General features: G+C 56.4%; 16 protein-coding genes. 9 read left to right on the top strand and 7 right to left on the bottom strand.

Annotation, left to right across the window (positions count from 1 at the left end; translation table 11 throughout):
* Nucleotides 1–4 precede the first annotated feature (4 nt).
* The 3 genes from P346_RS15290 (at nt 5) to rnd (ending at nt 3674) form a co-directional block, all read left to right on the top strand.
* Complete coding sequence (locus P346_RS15290) at nt 5–586, top strand: Slp family lipoprotein (RefSeq protein WP_032658483.1); 582 nt, start codon at nt 5–7, stop codon at nt 584–586.
* A 203-nt stretch (nt 587–789) separates the two neighbouring features.
* Nucleotides 790–2475 carry a long-chain-fatty-acid--CoA ligase FadD gene (fadD, locus tag P346_RS15295; RefSeq protein ID WP_133549346.1) on the top strand — a complete coding sequence of 562 codons (1686 nt, stop codon included), beginning with the start codon at nt 790–792 and terminating at the stop codon, nt 2473–2475.
* 71 nt (nt 2476–2546) lie between these two features.
* Nucleotides 2547–3674, top strand: a complete 1128-nt coding sequence (gene rnd, locus P346_RS15300; RefSeq protein ID WP_152537850.1) for a ribonuclease D — start codon at nt 2547–2549, stop codon at nt 3672–3674.
* Between the two features lie 86 nt (nt 3675–3760).
* Here rnd and minE read toward each other — a convergent pair whose 3' ends face one another.
* The 3 genes from minE to minC are packed head-to-tail and all read right to left on the bottom strand — an operon-like array spanning nt 3761 to nt 5574.
* Entirely contained in the window at nt 3761–4027 is a 267-nt protein-coding gene (gene minE / locus P346_RS15305; RefSeq protein ID WP_024909868.1) for a cell division topological specificity factor MinE, read from the bottom strand.
* 3 nt (nt 4028–4030) lie between these two features.
* A complete protein-coding gene (gene minD / locus P346_RS15310) occupies nt 4031–4843 on the bottom strand; it encodes a septum site-determining protein MinD (protein ID WP_029742160.1) in 813 nt (270 codons plus the stop codon).
* 23 nt (nt 4844–4866) lie between these two features.
* Complete coding sequence (gene minC / locus P346_RS15315; RefSeq protein WP_032658477.1) at nt 4867–5574, bottom strand: septum site-determining protein MinC; 708 nt, start codon at nt 5572–5574, stop codon at nt 4867–4869.
* Nucleotides 5575–5697: 123 nt separating this feature from the next.
* Here minC and P346_RS15320 point away from each other — a divergent pair, with 123 nt between their 5' ends.
* The 3 genes from P346_RS15320 to P346_RS15330 all read left to right on the top strand — a co-directional run bounded on the left by P346_RS15320 (nt 5698) and on the right by P346_RS15330 (nt 7214).
* Nucleotides 5698–5973 carry a YcgL domain-containing protein gene (locus P346_RS15320; RefSeq protein WP_032658474.1) on the top strand — a complete coding sequence of 92 codons (276 nt, stop codon included), beginning with the start codon at nt 5698–5700 and terminating at the stop codon, nt 5971–5973.
* A 47-nt stretch (nt 5974–6020) separates the two neighbouring features.
* Nucleotides 6021–6680, top strand: coding sequence for a fumarylacetoacetate hydrolase family protein (locus tag P346_RS15325; RefSeq protein ID WP_032658472.1), 660 nt, complete (start codon nt 6021–6023; stop codon nt 6678–6680).
* Nucleotides 6681–6773: 93 nt separating this feature from the next.
* Complete coding sequence (locus tag P346_RS15330) at nt 6774–7214, top strand: YcgN family cysteine cluster protein (protein ID WP_024909872.1); 441 nt, start codon at nt 6774–6776, stop codon at nt 7212–7214.
* A 126-nt stretch (nt 7215–7340) separates the two neighbouring features.
* Here P346_RS15330 and dsbB read toward each other — a convergent pair whose 3' ends face one another.
* Nucleotides 7341–7871, bottom strand: a complete 531-nt coding sequence (gene dsbB / locus P346_RS15335) for a disulfide bond formation protein DsbB (RefSeq protein WP_024909807.1) — start codon at nt 7869–7871, stop codon at nt 7341–7343.
* Nucleotides 7872–8014: 143 nt separating this feature from the next.
* Nucleotides 8015–9553, bottom strand: a complete 1539-nt coding sequence (gene nhaB, locus P346_RS15340) for a Na(+)/H(+) antiporter NhaB (protein ID WP_032658469.1) — start codon at nt 9551–9553, stop codon at nt 8015–8017.
* Nucleotides 9554–9753: 200 nt separating this feature from the next.
* Here nhaB and fadR point away from each other — a divergent pair, with 200 nt between their 5' ends.
* Complete coding sequence (fadR, locus tag P346_RS15345) at nt 9754–10473, top strand: fatty acid metabolism transcriptional regulator FadR (protein ID WP_023312180.1); 720 nt, start codon at nt 9754–9756, stop codon at nt 10471–10473.
* Nucleotides 10474–10591: 118 nt separating this feature from the next.
* Here the strand turns inward: fadR and P346_RS15350 are convergent, their stop codons facing one another.
* Nucleotides 10592–12124, bottom strand: coding sequence for a SpoVR family protein (locus P346_RS15350; protein ID WP_032658465.1), 1533 nt, complete (start codon nt 12122–12124; stop codon nt 10592–10594).
* Nucleotides 12125–12445: 321 nt separating this feature from the next.
* Between P346_RS15350 and P346_RS15355 the strand changes: the two genes are divergently transcribed.
* Together P346_RS15355 and dadX are read left to right on the top strand one after the other, a co-directional pair.
* A complete protein-coding gene (locus P346_RS15355) occupies nt 12446–13744 on the top strand; it encodes a D-amino acid dehydrogenase (RefSeq protein WP_032658462.1) in 1299 nt (432 codons plus the stop codon).
* A 9-nt stretch (nt 13745–13753) separates the two neighbouring features.
* On the top strand, nt 13754–14824 hold the full coding sequence (dadX, locus tag P346_RS15360) for a catabolic alanine racemase DadX (protein WP_032658460.1): 1071 nt from the start codon (nt 13754–13756) through the stop codon (nt 14822–14824).
* A gap of 94 nt (nt 14825–14918) precedes the next feature.
* Here dadX and P346_RS15365 read toward each other — a convergent pair whose 3' ends face one another.
* Nucleotides 14919–16652: a potassium/proton antiporter gene (locus P346_RS15365; protein ID WP_032658457.1), complete on the bottom strand. Its 1734-nt coding sequence runs from the start codon at nt 16650–16652 to the stop codon at nt 14919–14921.
* Between the last annotated feature and the right edge of the window lie 63 nt (nt 16653–16715).

The following is a 16715-nucleotide window of genomic DNA, read 5'->3' as shown; positions in this document are numbered from 1 at the left end:
CATCATGGCGGTTCAGACTAAAGTAGTACGCCTTATTATGGCAGGCGCGGTTGCCATAGCACTGAGCGGATGCGTTTCCGTTCCTGATGCGATTAAGGGCAGCAGCCCGACGCCACAGCAGGATCTGGTTCGGGTGATGAATGCGCCTGAGCTGTACGTTGGCCAGGAAGCGCGGTTTGGCGGTAAGGTCATCGACGTACAAAACCAGCAGGGAAAAACCCGTCTGGAGATCGCGACCGTTCCGCTGGACAGCGGCGCACGGCCTGTACTGGGTGAGGCCTCCCGCGGGCGTATCTATGCGGACGTCAGTGGTTTCCTCGATCCGGTCGATTTTCGCGGGCAGCTGGTGACCGTCGTCGGGCCGATTACCGGCGCGGTGCAGGGCAAAATCGGCAGTACGCCGTATAAATTTATGACCATGCAGGTCAACGGGTATAAACGCTGGCGGCTGGCACAGCAGGTGATCATGCCGCCTCAGCCGATGGATCCGTGGATGTGGGGTCCACATCCTTATCGTTACGGCTACCCGGGCTGGGGCTGGTATAACCCGGGTCCTGCACAGGTTCAGACGATCGTTACTGAGTAACTTACTGTTATTGTTAGAAAAGAGACAGCGGCTCAGCCGCTGTCTCTGTTTTTTTACGGATAAAACGAAAAAAAAGAGTGACGCGCTTCGCAACCTTAAATGTGAACAATTAATAAACTGGTACGCTGAGTTAATATAATGTTAACAAACTGTTTATTATCGGGGTTGTGATGACGACGAACACTCATTTCAGAGGTGATGCATTGAAGAAGGTTTGGCTTAACCGTTATCCCGCAGATGTTCCTGCTGAGATCAATCCTGACCGTTATCAATCCCTGGTGGAATTATTTGAGCACTCGGTAAGGCGCTACGCGGACCAGCCCGCATTCGTGAATATGGGCGAGGTCATGACGTTCCGTAAGCTTGAGGAGCGTAGCCGCGCGTTTGCTGCGTATCTGCAGGAAGGGCTGGGGCTGCAAAAAGGGGACCGCGTCGCGCTGATGATGCCGAACCTGCTGCAATACCCGGTGGCGTTGTTTGGTATCCTGCGAGCCGGGATGATTGTCGTCAACGTCAACCCGCTGTACACCCCGCGCGAGCTGGAGCATCAGCTGAACGACAGCGGCGCGGCCGCGATTGTCATTGTGTCCAACTTCGCCCATACGCTGGAAAAAGTGGTCGACAAAACCCAGGTTAAACACGTCATCCTGACGCGCATGGGGGATCAACTCTCCACAGCCAAAGGCACGCTGGTTAACTTTGTCGTCAAATACGTCAAGCGCCTGGTGCCAAAATACCACCTGCCGGACGCCATCTCTTTCCGCCGCGCGCTGCATGCGGGCTACCGTATGCAGTATGTGAAACCCGAAGTGGTCGCGGAAGATCTTGCGTTTCTGCAATACACGGGCGGGACCACCGGCGTCGCCAAAGGGGCCATGCTTACCCACCGCAATATGCTGGCAAACCTTGAACAGGTGAACGCCACCTACGGGCCGCTGCTGCATCCGGGCAAAGAGGTGGTGATCACCGCGCTTCCGCTGTATCACATCTTTGCGCTGACCATGAACTGCCTGCTGTTTATTGAACTGGGTGGCCAGAACATCCTCATCACCAACCCGCGCGATATCCCGGGCCTGGTGAAAGAGCTGGCGAAATATCCGTTCACCGCCATGACCGGGGTTAATACCCTGTTTAACGCGCTGCTTAATAACAAAGAGTTCCAGCAGCTGGATTTCTCCACGCTGCATCTCTCTGCGGGGGGCGGCATGCCGGTTCAGCAGGCGGTCGCCGAGCGCTGGGTGAAGCTCACCGGTCAGTATTTGCTGGAAGGCTATGGGCTGACGGAATGTGCTCCGCTGGTCAGCGTGAACCCACACGATATCGACTATCATAGTGGAAGCATTGGTCTGCCGGTTCCTTCCACCGAGGCCAAACTGGTCGATGATAACGATAACGAAGTCGCGCCGGGCGAGCCGGGTGAGCTTTGCGTCAAAGGTCCGCAGGTGATGCTGGGTTACTGGCAGCGTCCCGATGCGACCGATGAAATCATCAAAGACGGCTGGCTGCACACCGGTGATATTGCGGTAATGGATGACGAGGGCTTCCTGCGCATCGTCGATCGTAAGAAAGACATGATCCTGGTCTCCGGCTTCAACGTCTATCCGAATGAGATCGAAGACGTGGTTATGCAGCACAGCGGCGTACTCGAGGTGGCGGCTGTCGGTGTCCCTTCCGGCAGCAGCGGCGAAGCGGTTAAGATATTTGTGGTCAAGAAAGATCCTTCCCTGACGGAGGAGGCGCTGGTAACGTTCTGCCGTCGTCAGCTGACGGGCTACAAGGTGCCGAAGCTGGTTGAATTCCGCGATGAGCTGCCGAAATCCAACGTCGGAAAGATATTACGACGAGAATTACGTGACGAAGCCCGTGGCAAAGTAGACAATAAGGCCTGAGCTTCACGCTAATCGCCCAGACGCCGGTTAAGCCGGCGTTTTTTATGGGCGCAAACAAAAGAGAACCCGTTTTGAATTACCAGATGATCACGACCAACGACGAGCTGGCTTCGCTGTGCGAAGTGACGCGCGACTTTCCTGCCATTGCCCTGGATACCGAGTTTGTCCGTACCCGGACCTATTATCCGCAGCTGGGTTTGATTCAGATGTACGACGGTAAACACGTGTCGCTGATTGACCCTCTCGGCATTACCGACTGGACGCCGATGCGTGACCTGCTGCTCGATACCGCCGTGACGAAATACCTGCACGCAGGCAGTGAGGATCTGGAAGTCTTTCTGAACACCTTTGGCATCATGCCCCAGCCGCTGATTGACACGCAGATCCTCGCGGCATTCAGCAATCGTCCGCTCTCATGGGGCTTTGCTGCCATGGTAGAGGAGTATACGGGCCTGACGCTGGATAAAAGCGAATCCCGTACCGACTGGCTGGCGCGTCCGCTTACCGAGCGTCAGCTGGAGTATGCGGCGGCAGACGTGTTTTACCTGCTGCCGATTGCCGGACAGCTGATGAAAGAGGCAGAAGCCTCCGGCTGGCTCGCTGCTGCGCTGGACGAGTGCCGTATGACCCAGCAGCGTCGTCAGGAAGTGGTCGACCCGAAAGAGGCCTGGCGCGATATCAGCAACGCCTGGCAGCTGCGTACGCGTCAGCTGGCATGCCTGCAGCTGCTGGCAGACTGGCGCTTGCGTAAAGCGCGCGAGCGCGATCTGGCCGTTAACTTTGTGGTTCGCGAAGAGCATCTCTGGGCGGTCGCGCGCTATATGCCGGGCAGCCTGGGCGAGCTGGACAGCATTGGGCTTTCGGGCAGCGAGATCCGCTTCCACGGCAAAACCCTGCTGGCGCTGGTCGCAAAAGCGCAGGAGCTGCCGGAAGATGCGCTGCCGGAACCGCTGCTTAACCTGATGGACATGCCGGGCTATCGCAAAGCGTTTAAGGATATCAAAGCGCTGGTGCAGGCAGTTGCAGCGGAAAGCAAGCTGAGCGCGGAACTGCTCGCCTCACGTCGTCAGATTAACCAGCTGCTGAACTGGCACTGGAAGCTGAAGCCGCAGAGTGGCGTGCCGGAAATGGTGGCGGGCTGGCGCGGGAAATTGATGGCCGATCGCCTGAATACGCTGCTGGAAGCATACCCACGCTGAAGAATTGTAGCCCCGGTAAGCGCAGCGCCACCGGGGAAATTGCCGGGCGGCGCGACGCTTGCCCGGCCTACAAAACCACAAACGGATTAACGCGACTCTTCCGCTTCCGGGAGCGTAACGTTCAGCTCCAGAATCGAAATATCCCCGTCTTTTTGTTCCAGCTGCACCGTCACCATCTCCGGGTCAATCTGCACGTACTTACAGATCACTTCCAGGATGTCCTTGCGCAGCTGCGGCAGGTAGTGAGGCTCGGCGTCGCTACGACGACGCTCCGCAACGATAATTTGCAGACGTTCTTTTGCGATGTTGGCGGTGTTCTTTTTCCGCGAGAGAAAAAAGTCCAGTAATGCCATAACTTATCCTCCGAACAGGCGTTTGAGGAAACCTTTCTTCTCTTCTTCAATGAAGCGGAAAGGACGTTCTTCTCCCAGCAGACGGTCAACGGTATCGGCGTAAGCTTTACCTGCATCTGCCAATGTATCAAGGATCACTGGCTCGCCCTGGTTAGACGCGCGTAACACGGACTGATCTTCCGGGATAACGCCTACCAGCTTAATGCGCAGGATCTCCAGCACGTCTTCCATGCTCAGCATGTCACCTTTGTTCACGCGGCCCGGATTGTAGCGGGTGAGCAGCAGGTGTTCTTTAATCGGGTCTTCGCCATTTTCCGCACGACGGGATTTAGAGGCGAGGATGCCCAGAATTCGGTCTGAGTCACGCACGGATGAAACTTCAGGGTTGGTGGTGATGATCGCTTCATCAGCGAAGTAGAGCGCCATCAGGGCACCGGTTTCGATGCCCGCAGGGGAGTCGCAGACAATGAAGTCGAAATCCATTTTTTTCAGATCGTCGAGCACCTTTTCCACGCCTTCACGGGTCAGGGCGTCTTTGTCACGCGTCTGAGAAGCCGGGAGAATGTAGAGGTTCTCGGTGCGCTTGTCTTTGATCATCGCCTGGTTAAGCGTGGCATCGCCCTGAATGACGTTTACGAAGTCATACACGACGCGACGCTCACATCCCATGATGAGGTCGAGGTTACGCAGACCGATATCGAAGTCGATAACGATGGTTTTCTTTCCCTTCTGGGCCAAACCAGTAGCGATGGCCGCGCTGGAGGTGGTCTTGCCAACGCCTCCTTTACCCGAAGTAACAACAATAATGCGTGCCATAGAAATTCCTTGTTAAAAAGGGATCAATTCAACGGTTGAACGGTCAACGCGTCGTCTGCCAGAAGCAGGCGAGCCGCTTTGCCATAAAATTCGGCTGGGATCTTGTCGCTCAGCCAATATTCACCTGCGATGGACACCAGTTCCGCCGTCAGGTGAGTACAAAATATTTGCGCATCTCGATCGCCACTTGCACCTGCGAGCGCACGTCCACGCATCATACCGTATACGTGAATATTGCCATCTGCAATCAGCTCAGCGCCAGCACTGACGTGGCTTGTAACAATCAGATCACAGTTTGGTGCATAAATGCGCTGACCGGAACGAACCGGCACATCAATCATTCGCGTTTTTGTGACGGTAGTAACGTTTTGCACCACAGGAGGGGGCGTTTGCACGGCAACGGGTGCCGCACGCGAGGCTTTTTCTTTACCCTCATTCAGAAGAGGCAGCCCCGCACGCTCAATTTCCGCTTTCAGCTCAGTATCTTTGCAGCCGCTGATGCCCACGATTCGCAGTCCGGTCGAGGAGACGGCCTGCTGGAGAAGCTTCCAGTTAACCGGAGCCTCAAGACCGCTAACGTTGATAACAACAGGGGCGTGCTTCAGAAAGGCGGGAGCCTGGGCGATTTTGTCTTCTAACGCCTGACGAATAACCTCGGGTTTTGCATCATGCAAATGTACCACTGATAAGGTGAAGCTACTGCCTTTAAGCTCGATGGGCGTGTTTGACATCCTGGCCTTACTCAATTTGCTATTAACCGCAACCACTCGCTGCGATATTCCGAAGAGTATCAGGCATGTTATAGTCAGGAGTATATTGAGGCAAGCAACCACCCATTAATTCAGAGTAAAAACATGTTTTGTGTGATCTACAGAAGTACAAGCCGTGACCAGACCTATCTTTATGTCGAAAAGAAAGACGATTTTTCACGCGTGCCTGACGAATTAATGAAGAACTTTGGCCGACCACAGCTGGCGATGCTGCTGCCGCTTGATGGTCGTAAGAAACTGATTAATGCCGATCTGGATAAAGTGAAAACGGCCTTAGCCGAGCAAGGCTATTATTTACAGCTTCCACCGCCACCCGAGAATTTATTAAAACAGCATCTTGAGGCGAACGGTAAAAAATAGTCTCAACTGTTTTTGGGCACAACACATCAACCGTTTAGGGGTCGACCATGTATCAACATCATAACTGGCAAGGTGCATTACTGGATTATCCCGTCAGCAAAGTGGTTTGCGTGGGCAGCAACTACGCAAAACATATTCAGGAGATGGGCAGCGCGACGCCAGAAGAGCCGGTCCTGTTTATTAAGCCTGAAACGGCGCTTTGCGATATCCGCCAGCCGCTGGCGCTGCCGCAGGGGCTGGGCTCGGTGCATCACGAAGTTGAGCTCGCGGTGCTGATCGGCGCGACGCTGCGCCAGGCCTCAGAAGAACATGTTCAAAAAGCGATTGCCGGATACGGCGTGGCGCTGGATCTGACCCTGCGTGACGTTCAAGGCAAAATGAAGAAAGCAGGGCAGCCGTGGGAAAAAGCCAAAGGGTTTGATAATTCCTGCCCGATTTCGGCGTTTGTGCCGGTGAGCGAATTTACCGGCGATCCGCAGGACACGCCGCTCAGCCTGAAGATTAACGGCGAGATCCGCCAGCAGGGCACCACCGCGGACATGATCCACAAGATTGTGCCGCTGATCGCCTACATGAGCCGCTTCTTTACCCTGAAACCGGGTGATGTGATCCTGACCGGAACCCCAGAAGGCGTTGGTCCGCTGCTCAGCGGTGACGAGCTTGAGGTCGGTTTTAACGGCCTGTCGCTGAAAACCCGCGTGCTGTAACCGCATCTTGCCGCCTCAAGAGGGCGGCAAAACTTGCAACAACGTGCCAGACTCGTTATAAGGTGCGCTTTCTTTTGACGTGTGGACATCCTGATGAACGACATCCCTTTCTGGCAAAGCAAAACTCTCGACGACATGACTGACGCGGAATGGGAATCATTGTGCGACGGCTGTGGGCAGTGCTGCCTGCACAAGCTGATGGATGAAGATACGGATGAAATCTACTTCACCAACGTTGCCTGCAAGCAGCTAAACATTAAAACCTGTCAGTGCCGCAACTATGAGCGCCGGTTTGAATTTGAGCCTGACTGCATCAAGTTAACCCGGGATAATCTGCCGACGTTTGAATGGCTGCCGCATACCTGCGCGTATCGCCTGCTGGCGGAAGGGAAAGGTCTGCCTGACTGGCATCCGCTGTTAACCGGTTCAAAAGCGGCGATGCACGGTGAACGCATTTCTGTGCGCCACATCGCGGTGAAAGAGTCCGAGGTGCGTGACTGGGAAGACCACATCATGAACCACCCGACCCGTTAAGATTAAAAAACCCGCCGAGGCGGGTTTTTTATTGTGTTTGTGCGGCCTGATGCCCTCACCCCAACCCTCTCCCACGGGAGAGGGCGCAAACACTAAAAAACGGCAACCGAGGTTGCCGTTTTGCTTTTACCTTCCAAAAAGATCGCGTTTCTTCGGTTTGAACGGCTGAGCGATCAGCACCAGCAGCGCCACGACGAAGTAGGCGGCAAAAATACCCACCAGCCACTGCGGCATCTCCAGCGTCAGGAATTCCCACTGACGAACGGAGCAGTCACCGGATGCGACAAACACCTGCGGCAGCCATTTGTCCAGCGGCAGCCAGCTCGGGAAGCGGGCGGCAAAATCACAGGTCATAAACGGTGACGGATGCAGTTGCATCATGGTGTGCTGCCAGGAGAGTTCAATTCCTTTCCAGGCGCTGTAGATCCAGATGGCGATACCGGCATAGCGAAGCGGCGATTTTGGGGCAATCGCACCCACCAGGCCCGCACCCATAATGCCGAACAGCGCGCAGCGTTCGTAAATACACAGCACGCAAGGTTTCAGTCCCATTACATGCTGGAACCACAGCGCGACCATTTCCAGCGCAAAGGCGGTCAGGGCCATTAACAACCACGCTCCGCGACCGCGGGAGCACTGGTTTAAAAATCTCAACATAATCATTTCCCTGGAACATGCTTAGAAAGCGCAGTGTAAACGAATTCGTTTTTCGCGCCACCTGTACCTGGCGAAATAAAACGTAATTGGACGTTTATCGTGCGAAAAGGCAAACGGGCAGCGAACTGCCCGAGATGCATAGTTTACTGCGCCGCAAGTATACCCGCTTGTACCAGCCATTGCGTACAGGGAATGAGGGTAATTTTGACGCAAAGCAATCCGACGATCGTGAGCACCAGCGTATAGGGCAGCGCCATCCACACCATCCTGCCATAAGAAAGACGTATGAGCGGAGCGAGGGCGGAGGTCAGCAGGAACAGGAAGGCGGCCTGGCCATTTGGCGTCGCTACCGACGGCAGGTTGGTACCGGTGTTGATCGCCACGGCCAGCAGCTCAAACTGTCCGGCGCTGATAACGCCTTGCTCCATGGCCGCTTTGGCCTCGTTGATGTAGACCGTCCCGACGAAGACGTTGTCTGAGATCGACGACAGCAGGCCGTTAAACAGGTAAAACAGCGACAGTTGAGCATCCGGTGACGCCTGTAATACAAAGGCAATAATCGGCGCGAACAGGTGCTGGTCGATAATCACGGCCACGACGGCAAAGAACACCGCCAGCAGGGCGGTAAACGGCAGGGCTTCGGTAAACGCCTTGCCGATGGCATGTTCGTCCGTCACGCCGGTAAAGGTGGTGGCGAGAATAATGACTGACAGGCCAATCAGCCCCACTTCGGCAAGATGAAACGCCAGCGCCGCGATAAGCCAGACGCCGATGATCCCCTGAGCAATCAGTCGTAGCGTCTCCTGGCGCGTCCGCTGGCTTCGGCTCTGCAGATCGAATTTATGCAGTTCCTGACGTACCGGCTCCGGCAGCTGCGCCCCGTAGCCAAAGAGGCGAAACTTCTCCACCAGCAGACAGGTCGTCAGCCCGCAGATCAGCACCGGTACGCTCACCGGAGCCATTCTCAGGAAGAAATCACCGAAGTGCCAGCCCGCCGCTTTGGCAATGATCAGGTTTTGCGGCTCGCCCACCATGGTCATCACGCCGCCCAGGGCGGTACCCACGCCGGCATGCATCATCAGGCTGCGCAGAAACGCGCGGAACTGTTCCAGCACGTCACGGTTATGCGCCTCGACGTGGCTGTCATCCTGCAGGTCCTCATTTGGGCGGGAGGAGGCCACGCGGTGATAGATACCGTAAAACCCAACCGCGACGCTTATCACCACCGCGACGACCGTTAGCGCATCCAGGAAGGCCGACAGGAAGGCGGCGGCAAGGCAAAACGCCAGCGAGAGGAACATTTTCGACGGAATGCTGAGCAGCAGGCGCGTGAAGATGAACAGCAGCAGCTGTTTCATAAAGTAGATACCCGCCACCATAAAGATCAGCAGCAGAAGCACTTCGAGATTTGACGCCAGCTCTGCTTTGACATGCTCGGCGCTGGTCATACCGATGACGACGGCTTCAAACGCCAGCAATCCGCCCGGCAGCAGGGGATAACATTTCAGCGCCATGGCCAGGGTAAATATAAACTCCGCCACCAGCAGCCAGCCGGCGATAAAGGGATTCACGCTAAAAATGATGGGATTTACGACCAGGAAAACCAACAGTATCAGTTTATACCAGTCAGGAGACTGGCCTAAAAAATTGCGCCACAGCGCGCGCCCAAAAGAAATTTCCACAACAGACGTCCTTCCCGACAAGTAAGACAAAACATCAGTATACGCAAAAATCGCGGCCTGGAGACGGATAAGGCTGCATTGTAAATTTCACAAAAATGAAACGGCGATCCCTCTTTTCTCACTTTGCCGCGCTACCTGCCACTGCGTGCCTCTGGTATGATGAGTCCAATTTGCTAAAGCTGTGTAATGGAAATCTCACTATGGTCATTAAGGCGCAGAGCCCGGCGGGTTTCGCGGAAGAGTACATCATTGAAAGCATCTGGAATAATCGTTTCCCTGCAGGGTCCATTCTTCCGGCTGAACGCGAACTCTCTGAACTGATTGGCGTCACTCGCACCACGCTGCGTGAAGTGCTTCAGCGGCTGGCGCGCGATGGCTGGTTGACGATCCAGCACGGTAAGCCTACGAAAGTGAACAACTTCTGGGAAACGTCCGGGCTGAACATTCTTGAAACGCTGGCGCGTCTCGACCATGAAAGCGTGCCGCAGCTCATTGATAATCTGCTCTCTGTTCGCACCAACATCGCGACGATCTTTATTCGTACCGCTTTCCGTCAGCATCCGGAAGACGCCCTTGCGGTGCTGGCCACGGCGAACGAGGTGGAAGATCATGCCGATGCTTTTGCCACCCTCGATTACAACGTGTTTCGCGGCCTGGCGTTTGCCTCCGGCAACCCGGTGTACGGCCTGATCCTCAACGGTATGAAAGGGCTTTATACCCGCATTGGCCGCCACTACTTTGCCAATCCGGAAGCGCGTAGCCTGGCGCTGGGCTTCTACCATAAGCTGAGCAAGCTTTGTACCGAAGGCCTGCACGATCAGGTTTATGAGACGGTGCGCCGCTACGGTCACGATTCCGGTGAAATCTGGCACCGTATGCAGAAAACGCTGCCGGGTGATTTAGCGATTCAGACTCGCTAAAAGAAAAAACCTCTCATACGAGAGGTTTTTTTTCGTCGGGTGGCGGCTACGCCTTACCCGACCTACGGGCTTTGTAGGCCCGGTAAGCGTAGCGCCACCGGGCAAAAGAAAAGCGGCACTACAGCGTATTCAACCGCGCCGGGCAACGTTCCAGCAGCTCGACGCTCCCGTCTTCATTCTGCTGCTCCAGCTGCACGTCAAAACCCCACAGGCGATGCACGTGCTTCAGCACCTCTTTACGCCCTTTATCCAGCGGCGCGCGATTGTGCGGGATATAGCGCAGCGTCAGGGAGCGGTCGCCGCGCAAATCGACGTTCCACACCTGAATATTCGGCTCAAGGTTGCTCAGGTTGTACTGGGAAGAGAGGCGAGAGCGGATCTCACGGTATCCCTCTTCGTTATGGATCGCGGATATCTCCAGATAGTTGTTGCGGTCGTCGTCCAGCACGGTGAAGAAGCGGAAATCACGCATGATTTTCGGCGACATAAACTGGCTGATGAAGCTCTCATCCTTAAAGTCGCGCATCGCAAAGTGCAGCGTTTCCAGCCAGTCGGAGCCGGCGATATCCGGGAACCAGTACCTGTCTTCTTCCGTCGGCGACTGGCAGATGCGCTTAATGTCCTGGAACATGGCAAAACCAAGCGCATACGGGTTTATTCCGCTGTACCACGGGCTGTTGTAGGGCGGCTGGAACACAACGTTGGTATGGCTGTGGAGGAATTCCATCATGAACCGCTCGGTTACTTTCCCCTCGTCGTAAAGATGGTTAAGAATGGTGTAGTGCCAGAAGGTCGCCCAGCCTTCGTTCATCACCTGCGTCTGCTTTTGCGGGTAGAAATACTGGCTCACCTTGCGCACGATGCGCAGGATCTCACGCTGCCACGGCTCCAGCAGCGGGGCGTTCTTCTCCATAAAATAGAGCAGGTTTTCCTGCGGCTCGGACGGATAGCGGCGCGCTTCGGCGATTGTTTTTTCCTCCTCACGCTTCGGCAGGGTACGCCACAGCATGTTCACCTGGCTTTGCAGGTACTCTTCGCGGCTTTTCTGCCGGGCCTTCTCCTCCTGCAGGGAGATTTTCTGCGGGCGTTTATAGCGGTCCACGCCGTAGTTCATCAGCGCGTGGCAGGAGTCGAGCAGTTTTTCCACTTCGTCCACGCCGTAGCGCTCTTCGCAGTCGGTAATGTATTTACGGGCGAAGATCAGGTAATCGACGATGGAGCTGGCATCCGTCCAGCTGCGGAACAGGTAGTTATTCTTGAAAAAAGAGTTATGCCCGTAGCAGGCGTGCGCCATCACCAGCGCCTGCATGGTAATGGTGTTCTCTTCCATCAAATAGGCAATACACGGATTGGAGTTAATCACAATCTCATACGCCAGCCCCTGCTGGCCGTGCTTATACAGCCGTTCCGTTTCAATAAATTTCTTACCAAACGACCAGTGCGGATAGTTAATCGGCATCCCGACGCTGGAGTAGGCGTCCATCATCTGTTCGGACGTAATGACTTCAATCTGATGGGGATAGGTATCCAGACGATACAGCTTTGCGACCCGGTCGATTTCGGCGAGGTAAACATCCAGCAGCTCGAAGGTCCAGTCGGGTCCATCGCTCAGACGTGTGTTGTCCTTGTTCAGGGAATCAATAGTAGCCATTAGCGCGCCCTCGTTGTGGGTGCTCTCTCTGTCTGGAGAGCCTCCTTTCAAGCATAGATCAACGTGTTAAAAAGCGTGCTGGGGCAGAAATTTTTTCTTTGCGATTTCGCGTTTTTGATACGGCAAAAAAACGGTATGCCTCAGCATATTATGCTGGTTAAAAATAACGCGCAGCAGGAGATCCCAAATTAGCACTATCCCCTGATGCTGGGGGATGTGTGAGGTAAGTCACCATAAAAAAGTCGTATGTTGAATAATATTTTCAACTAGGTTATCAATCTGTAATTAGAAGATTGTTCTTTTGCACATAATGGAGTGGCTATGCGTGTTGTCATACTGGGAAGTGGTGTCGTTGGGGTAACCAGCGCCTGGTATTTAAGCCAGGCGGGACATGACGTAACCGTTATCGATCGTGAATCCGGTCCCGCGCTTGAAACCAGCGCGGCGAACGCCGGGCAAATCTCTCCGGGGTATGCTGCACCGTGGGCTGCGCCGGGCGTTCCGCTGAAAGCGATTAAATGGATGTTCCAGCGCCACGCGCCGCTGGCCATCAGCCTTGACGGCACGCAGTTCCAGCTGAAGTGGATGTGGCAGATGCTGCGCAACTGCGACACCCGCCACTACATGGAGAACAAAGGGCGCATGGTGCGCCTGGCGGAATACAGCCGCGATTGTCTGAAAGCGCTGCGCGCGTCGACGGGGATTGAGTATGAAGGCCGCCAGGGCGGCACGCTGCAGCTGTTCCGCACCGAGCAACAGTACGAAAATGCCACCCGCGATATCGCCGTGCTGGAAGATGCCGGCGTACCGTACCAGCTGCTGGAAGCCAGCCAGCTTGGCCAGGTTGAACCGGCGCTGGCGGAAGTGGCGCATAAGCTGACGGGCGGCCTGCGCCTGCCGAATGACGAAACCGGCGACTGCCAGCTCTTTACGCAACGACTGGCGCAAATGTGCGAGCAGGCGGGGGTGAAGTTCCGCTTCAACACCTCCGTCGACAAGCTGCTGTCGGAAGGGGAAAAAATTTACGGCGTGAAGTGCGGCGACGAGGTGATCAAAGCGGATGCCTACGTGATGGCGTTTGGTTCGTACTCCACCGCCATGCTGAAAGGCATTCTCGACATTCCGGTTTATCCGCTGAAGGGCTACTCGCTGACCATTCCGGTGAAAGAAGAGAGCGGCGCCCCGGTGTCGACCATTCTGGACGAAACCTACAAAATCGCCATTACCCGCTTCGACAACCGCATTCGCGTAGGCGGCATGGCGGAAATTGTCGGCTTCAACACCGAACTGCTGCAGCCGCGTCGTGAAACGCTGGAGATGGTCGTGGGCGATCTCTTCCCGCGCGGAGGCTTTGTTGAGCAGGCGACGTTCTGGACCGGCCTGCGTCCGATGACCCCGGACGGCACGCCGATCGTAGGCCGCACGCCGTTCAAAAACCTGTGGACCAATACCGGACACGGCACGCTCGGCTGGACGATGGCCTGCGGATCGGGCCAGCTGCTGAGCGACCTGATTTCCGGGCGCACGCCGGCAATTCCGTTTGACGATTTAAGCGCCGCACGCTATCAATCGGGGTTTACGCCTTCGCGTCCACAGCACCTGCACGGCGCGCATAGCTAAGGAGTTGTCATGTCCCGTCCTGTTCTGGCCCAGCTGAACCTGCAGGCCCTGAAGGATAATCTGCAAATTGTTCGTCGGGCGGCACCGGGTTCGCGCGTCTGGTCGGTGGTGAAAGCGAATGCCTACGGCCACGGTATCGACCGTATCTGGAGCGCGCTGAGCGCGACCGACGGTTTTGCGCTCCTGAATCTGGAAGAGGCCATTCTGCTGCGCGAGCGCGGCTGGAAAGGGCCCATACTGCTGCTGGAAGGGTTCTTCCACGCGGACGATCTGCCGCTGCTGGACAAGTACCGGCTGACCACCAGCGTTCACAGCAACTGGCAGATTAAGGCGATCCAGGATGCGAAACTCCATGCTCCGCTGGATATCTACCTTAAGGTGAACAGCGGCATGAACCGCCTGGGCTTTCAGCCTGAGCGGGTGCATAAGGTCTGGCAGCAGCTGCGCGCCATGAAAAACGTGGGCGAAATGACGCTGATGGCGCATTTTGCCGACGCGGAAAAACCCGACGGTATTGCCGATGCCATGGTCCGCATTGAGCAGGCGGCAGAAGGGCTGGATTGCCCGCGCTCGCTGTCGAACTCGGCGGCCACGCTGTGGCATCCCGAGGCGCACTACAACTGGGTGCGTCCGGGGATCGTTCTGTACGGTGCGTCTCCCTCAGGCCAGTGGCAGGATATCGCCAACAGCGGCCTGAAGCCGGTCATGACCCTGCGCAGTGAAATCATCGGCGTGCAGACGCTGAAGGCCGGGGACACGGTGGGCTACGGCAGCCGCTACCGGGCACAGGGCGAGCAGCGGATTGGCATCGTGGCGGGCGGCTATGCCGACGGCTACCCGCGCATCGCGCCGACCGGCACGCCGGTCTGGGTCGATGGGGTTCGCACGGGAACGGTGGGCACCGTATCTATGGATATGCTGGCCGTTGACCTGACGCCATGCCCGCAGGCGGGCATCGGTTCACCGGTGGAGCTGTGGGGTAACGAAATTAAGATTGATGACGTTGCTGCCGCGGCGGGCACGGTGGGGTACGAATTGATGTGCGCGCTGGCACCGAGAGTGCCGGTTGTGACGGTGTAACGAATGGTTGTGTCGGGTGGCGGCTTCGCCTTACCCGACCTACGTTCTAGGGTTTTGTAGGCCGGGTAAGCGTTAGCGCCACCCGGCAAAAAAACTACTCCGCTTCCTCCTCCATCGGCCTTAAACCGACTTTCCGCACCGCGTTATCTTCTTTTTCGGCAACGGTCCAGATCATCCCGGCAAACTCAACCTGATCGCCTACGACCGGGGCAGCGCCAAGCCGCTGCTGGATGATTTCACCCAGCGTTTGCGGGTTATCACCGTCTTCAGCACCTTCATCCAGGCCGTAAATCAGCGCCACATCGGCAAACTTGGCGCTCGCTTCCAGAATAAAATCGCCGAAGAAACGCTGATCCAGCGCCACCGGAGGGGACTGGCTGAACAGCTTGCCCAGCGCGGGCAGGTCGCGCTCGCGACCAATCACGCAGAGAATATCCCCCTCGCGCAGGCGGGTGCTGCCGGTAGGGTGCAGCAGGACATTATCGCGGAACAGGGCGGCAATGCGCGTTTCGGCCGGCATGTGCAAATCGCGCAGCGAGGCCCCCACGCACCATTTGTCGGCGCTCAGCTGATAGACAAACTGTTCCCACGGGTTCTCCGGGTGAATGTCGAGCCCCACGCGGGAGACCGGCCAGCCCACGGGCGGGACCACCACTTTGGCTTTTTTCGCCGCCCACCCGAGCGAGGTTCCCTGGAACAGCAGCGAAATGAGCACCACGAAGAACGCCACGTTAAAGAACAGCCGCGCGTTATCCAGACCGGCCATCATCGGGAACACCGCAAGGATAATCGGCACCGCGCCGCGCAGGCCCACCCAGCTGATAAAGACCCGCTCGCGCAGGTTGAAGCCGCGAAACGGCAGCAGGCCTGCAAATACCGACAGCGGACGCGCGAAGAAGATCATCCACGCGGACAGCAGCAGCGCCGGAACGGCGATCGGCAGCAGGTCCGATGGTGTGACCAGAAGACCGAGCACCAGGAACATGCCGATCTGCGCCAGCCAGGCCAGACCGTCGAAGTTCTGCAAAATGGCATGCCGGTTGCGAATAGGGCGGTTGCCCATCAGGAACCCGCAGAGATAGACGGCGAGAATGCCGCTGCCGTCCAGCGCGGTGGTGACGGCAAAAATGAGAATGCCGCCGCTCAGCGCCAGCAGGGGGTAAAGCCCCGCGGGCAGCGAGATGCGGTTGATCGTCTGCTGTAAGAGGTATCCCCCCGCCAGGCCGATAACAATCCCCAGCCCGAACTGTTGCAGGATATGTAACGCAAACATCCAGCTCAGGCCCGTCTCGTGCTGCTGGATCATCTCGATAAGCGTAATGGTGAGAAACACCGCCATCGGATCGTTACTGCCGGATTCAATCTCAAGCGTGGAGCCGACGCGTTCGTTAAGCCCTTTTCCGCCGAGCAGGGAAAATACCGCTGCCGCATCGGTTGAGCCCACGATGGCGCCAATCAGCAAACCTTCCATGATATTGAGATGGAAAAGCCACGCGGCCATCATTCCGGTGAGGCCAGAGGTAATCAACACGCCGACCGTGGCGAGCGACAGCGCAGGCCCTAAGGCCACGCGGAAGGAGCTTGCCTGGGTGCGCATCCCGCCGTCCAGCAGGATCACCGCCAGCGCGAGGTTACTCACCATGTAGGCGAAAGGGTAGTTATCGAATGGGATACCGCCAATGCCATCAATGCCGGCGAGCATGCCGATGGCGAGGAAAATGACAAGAATAGGTATGCCGAGACGCGATGAAAATGAACTTAATAAAATACTGCTGGTTACAAGGACGGAACCCAAAATGAAAAGGCTGATTATCGCTGCGGCATCCAATGTTCTCTTACTCCCACCTCAATGTTAACGCTGTTACTAAAACCCTAACATATTAACAACGGC

The sequence above is a fragment of the Enterobacter sp. DC1 genome (assembly GCF_000568075.1).
In the GTDB taxonomy this organism is placed as follows: domain Bacteria; phylum Pseudomonadota; class Gammaproteobacteria; order Enterobacterales; family Enterobacteriaceae; genus Enterobacter; species Enterobacter asburiae.
This window is presented reverse-complemented; position numbering and strand designations above follow the sequence as displayed.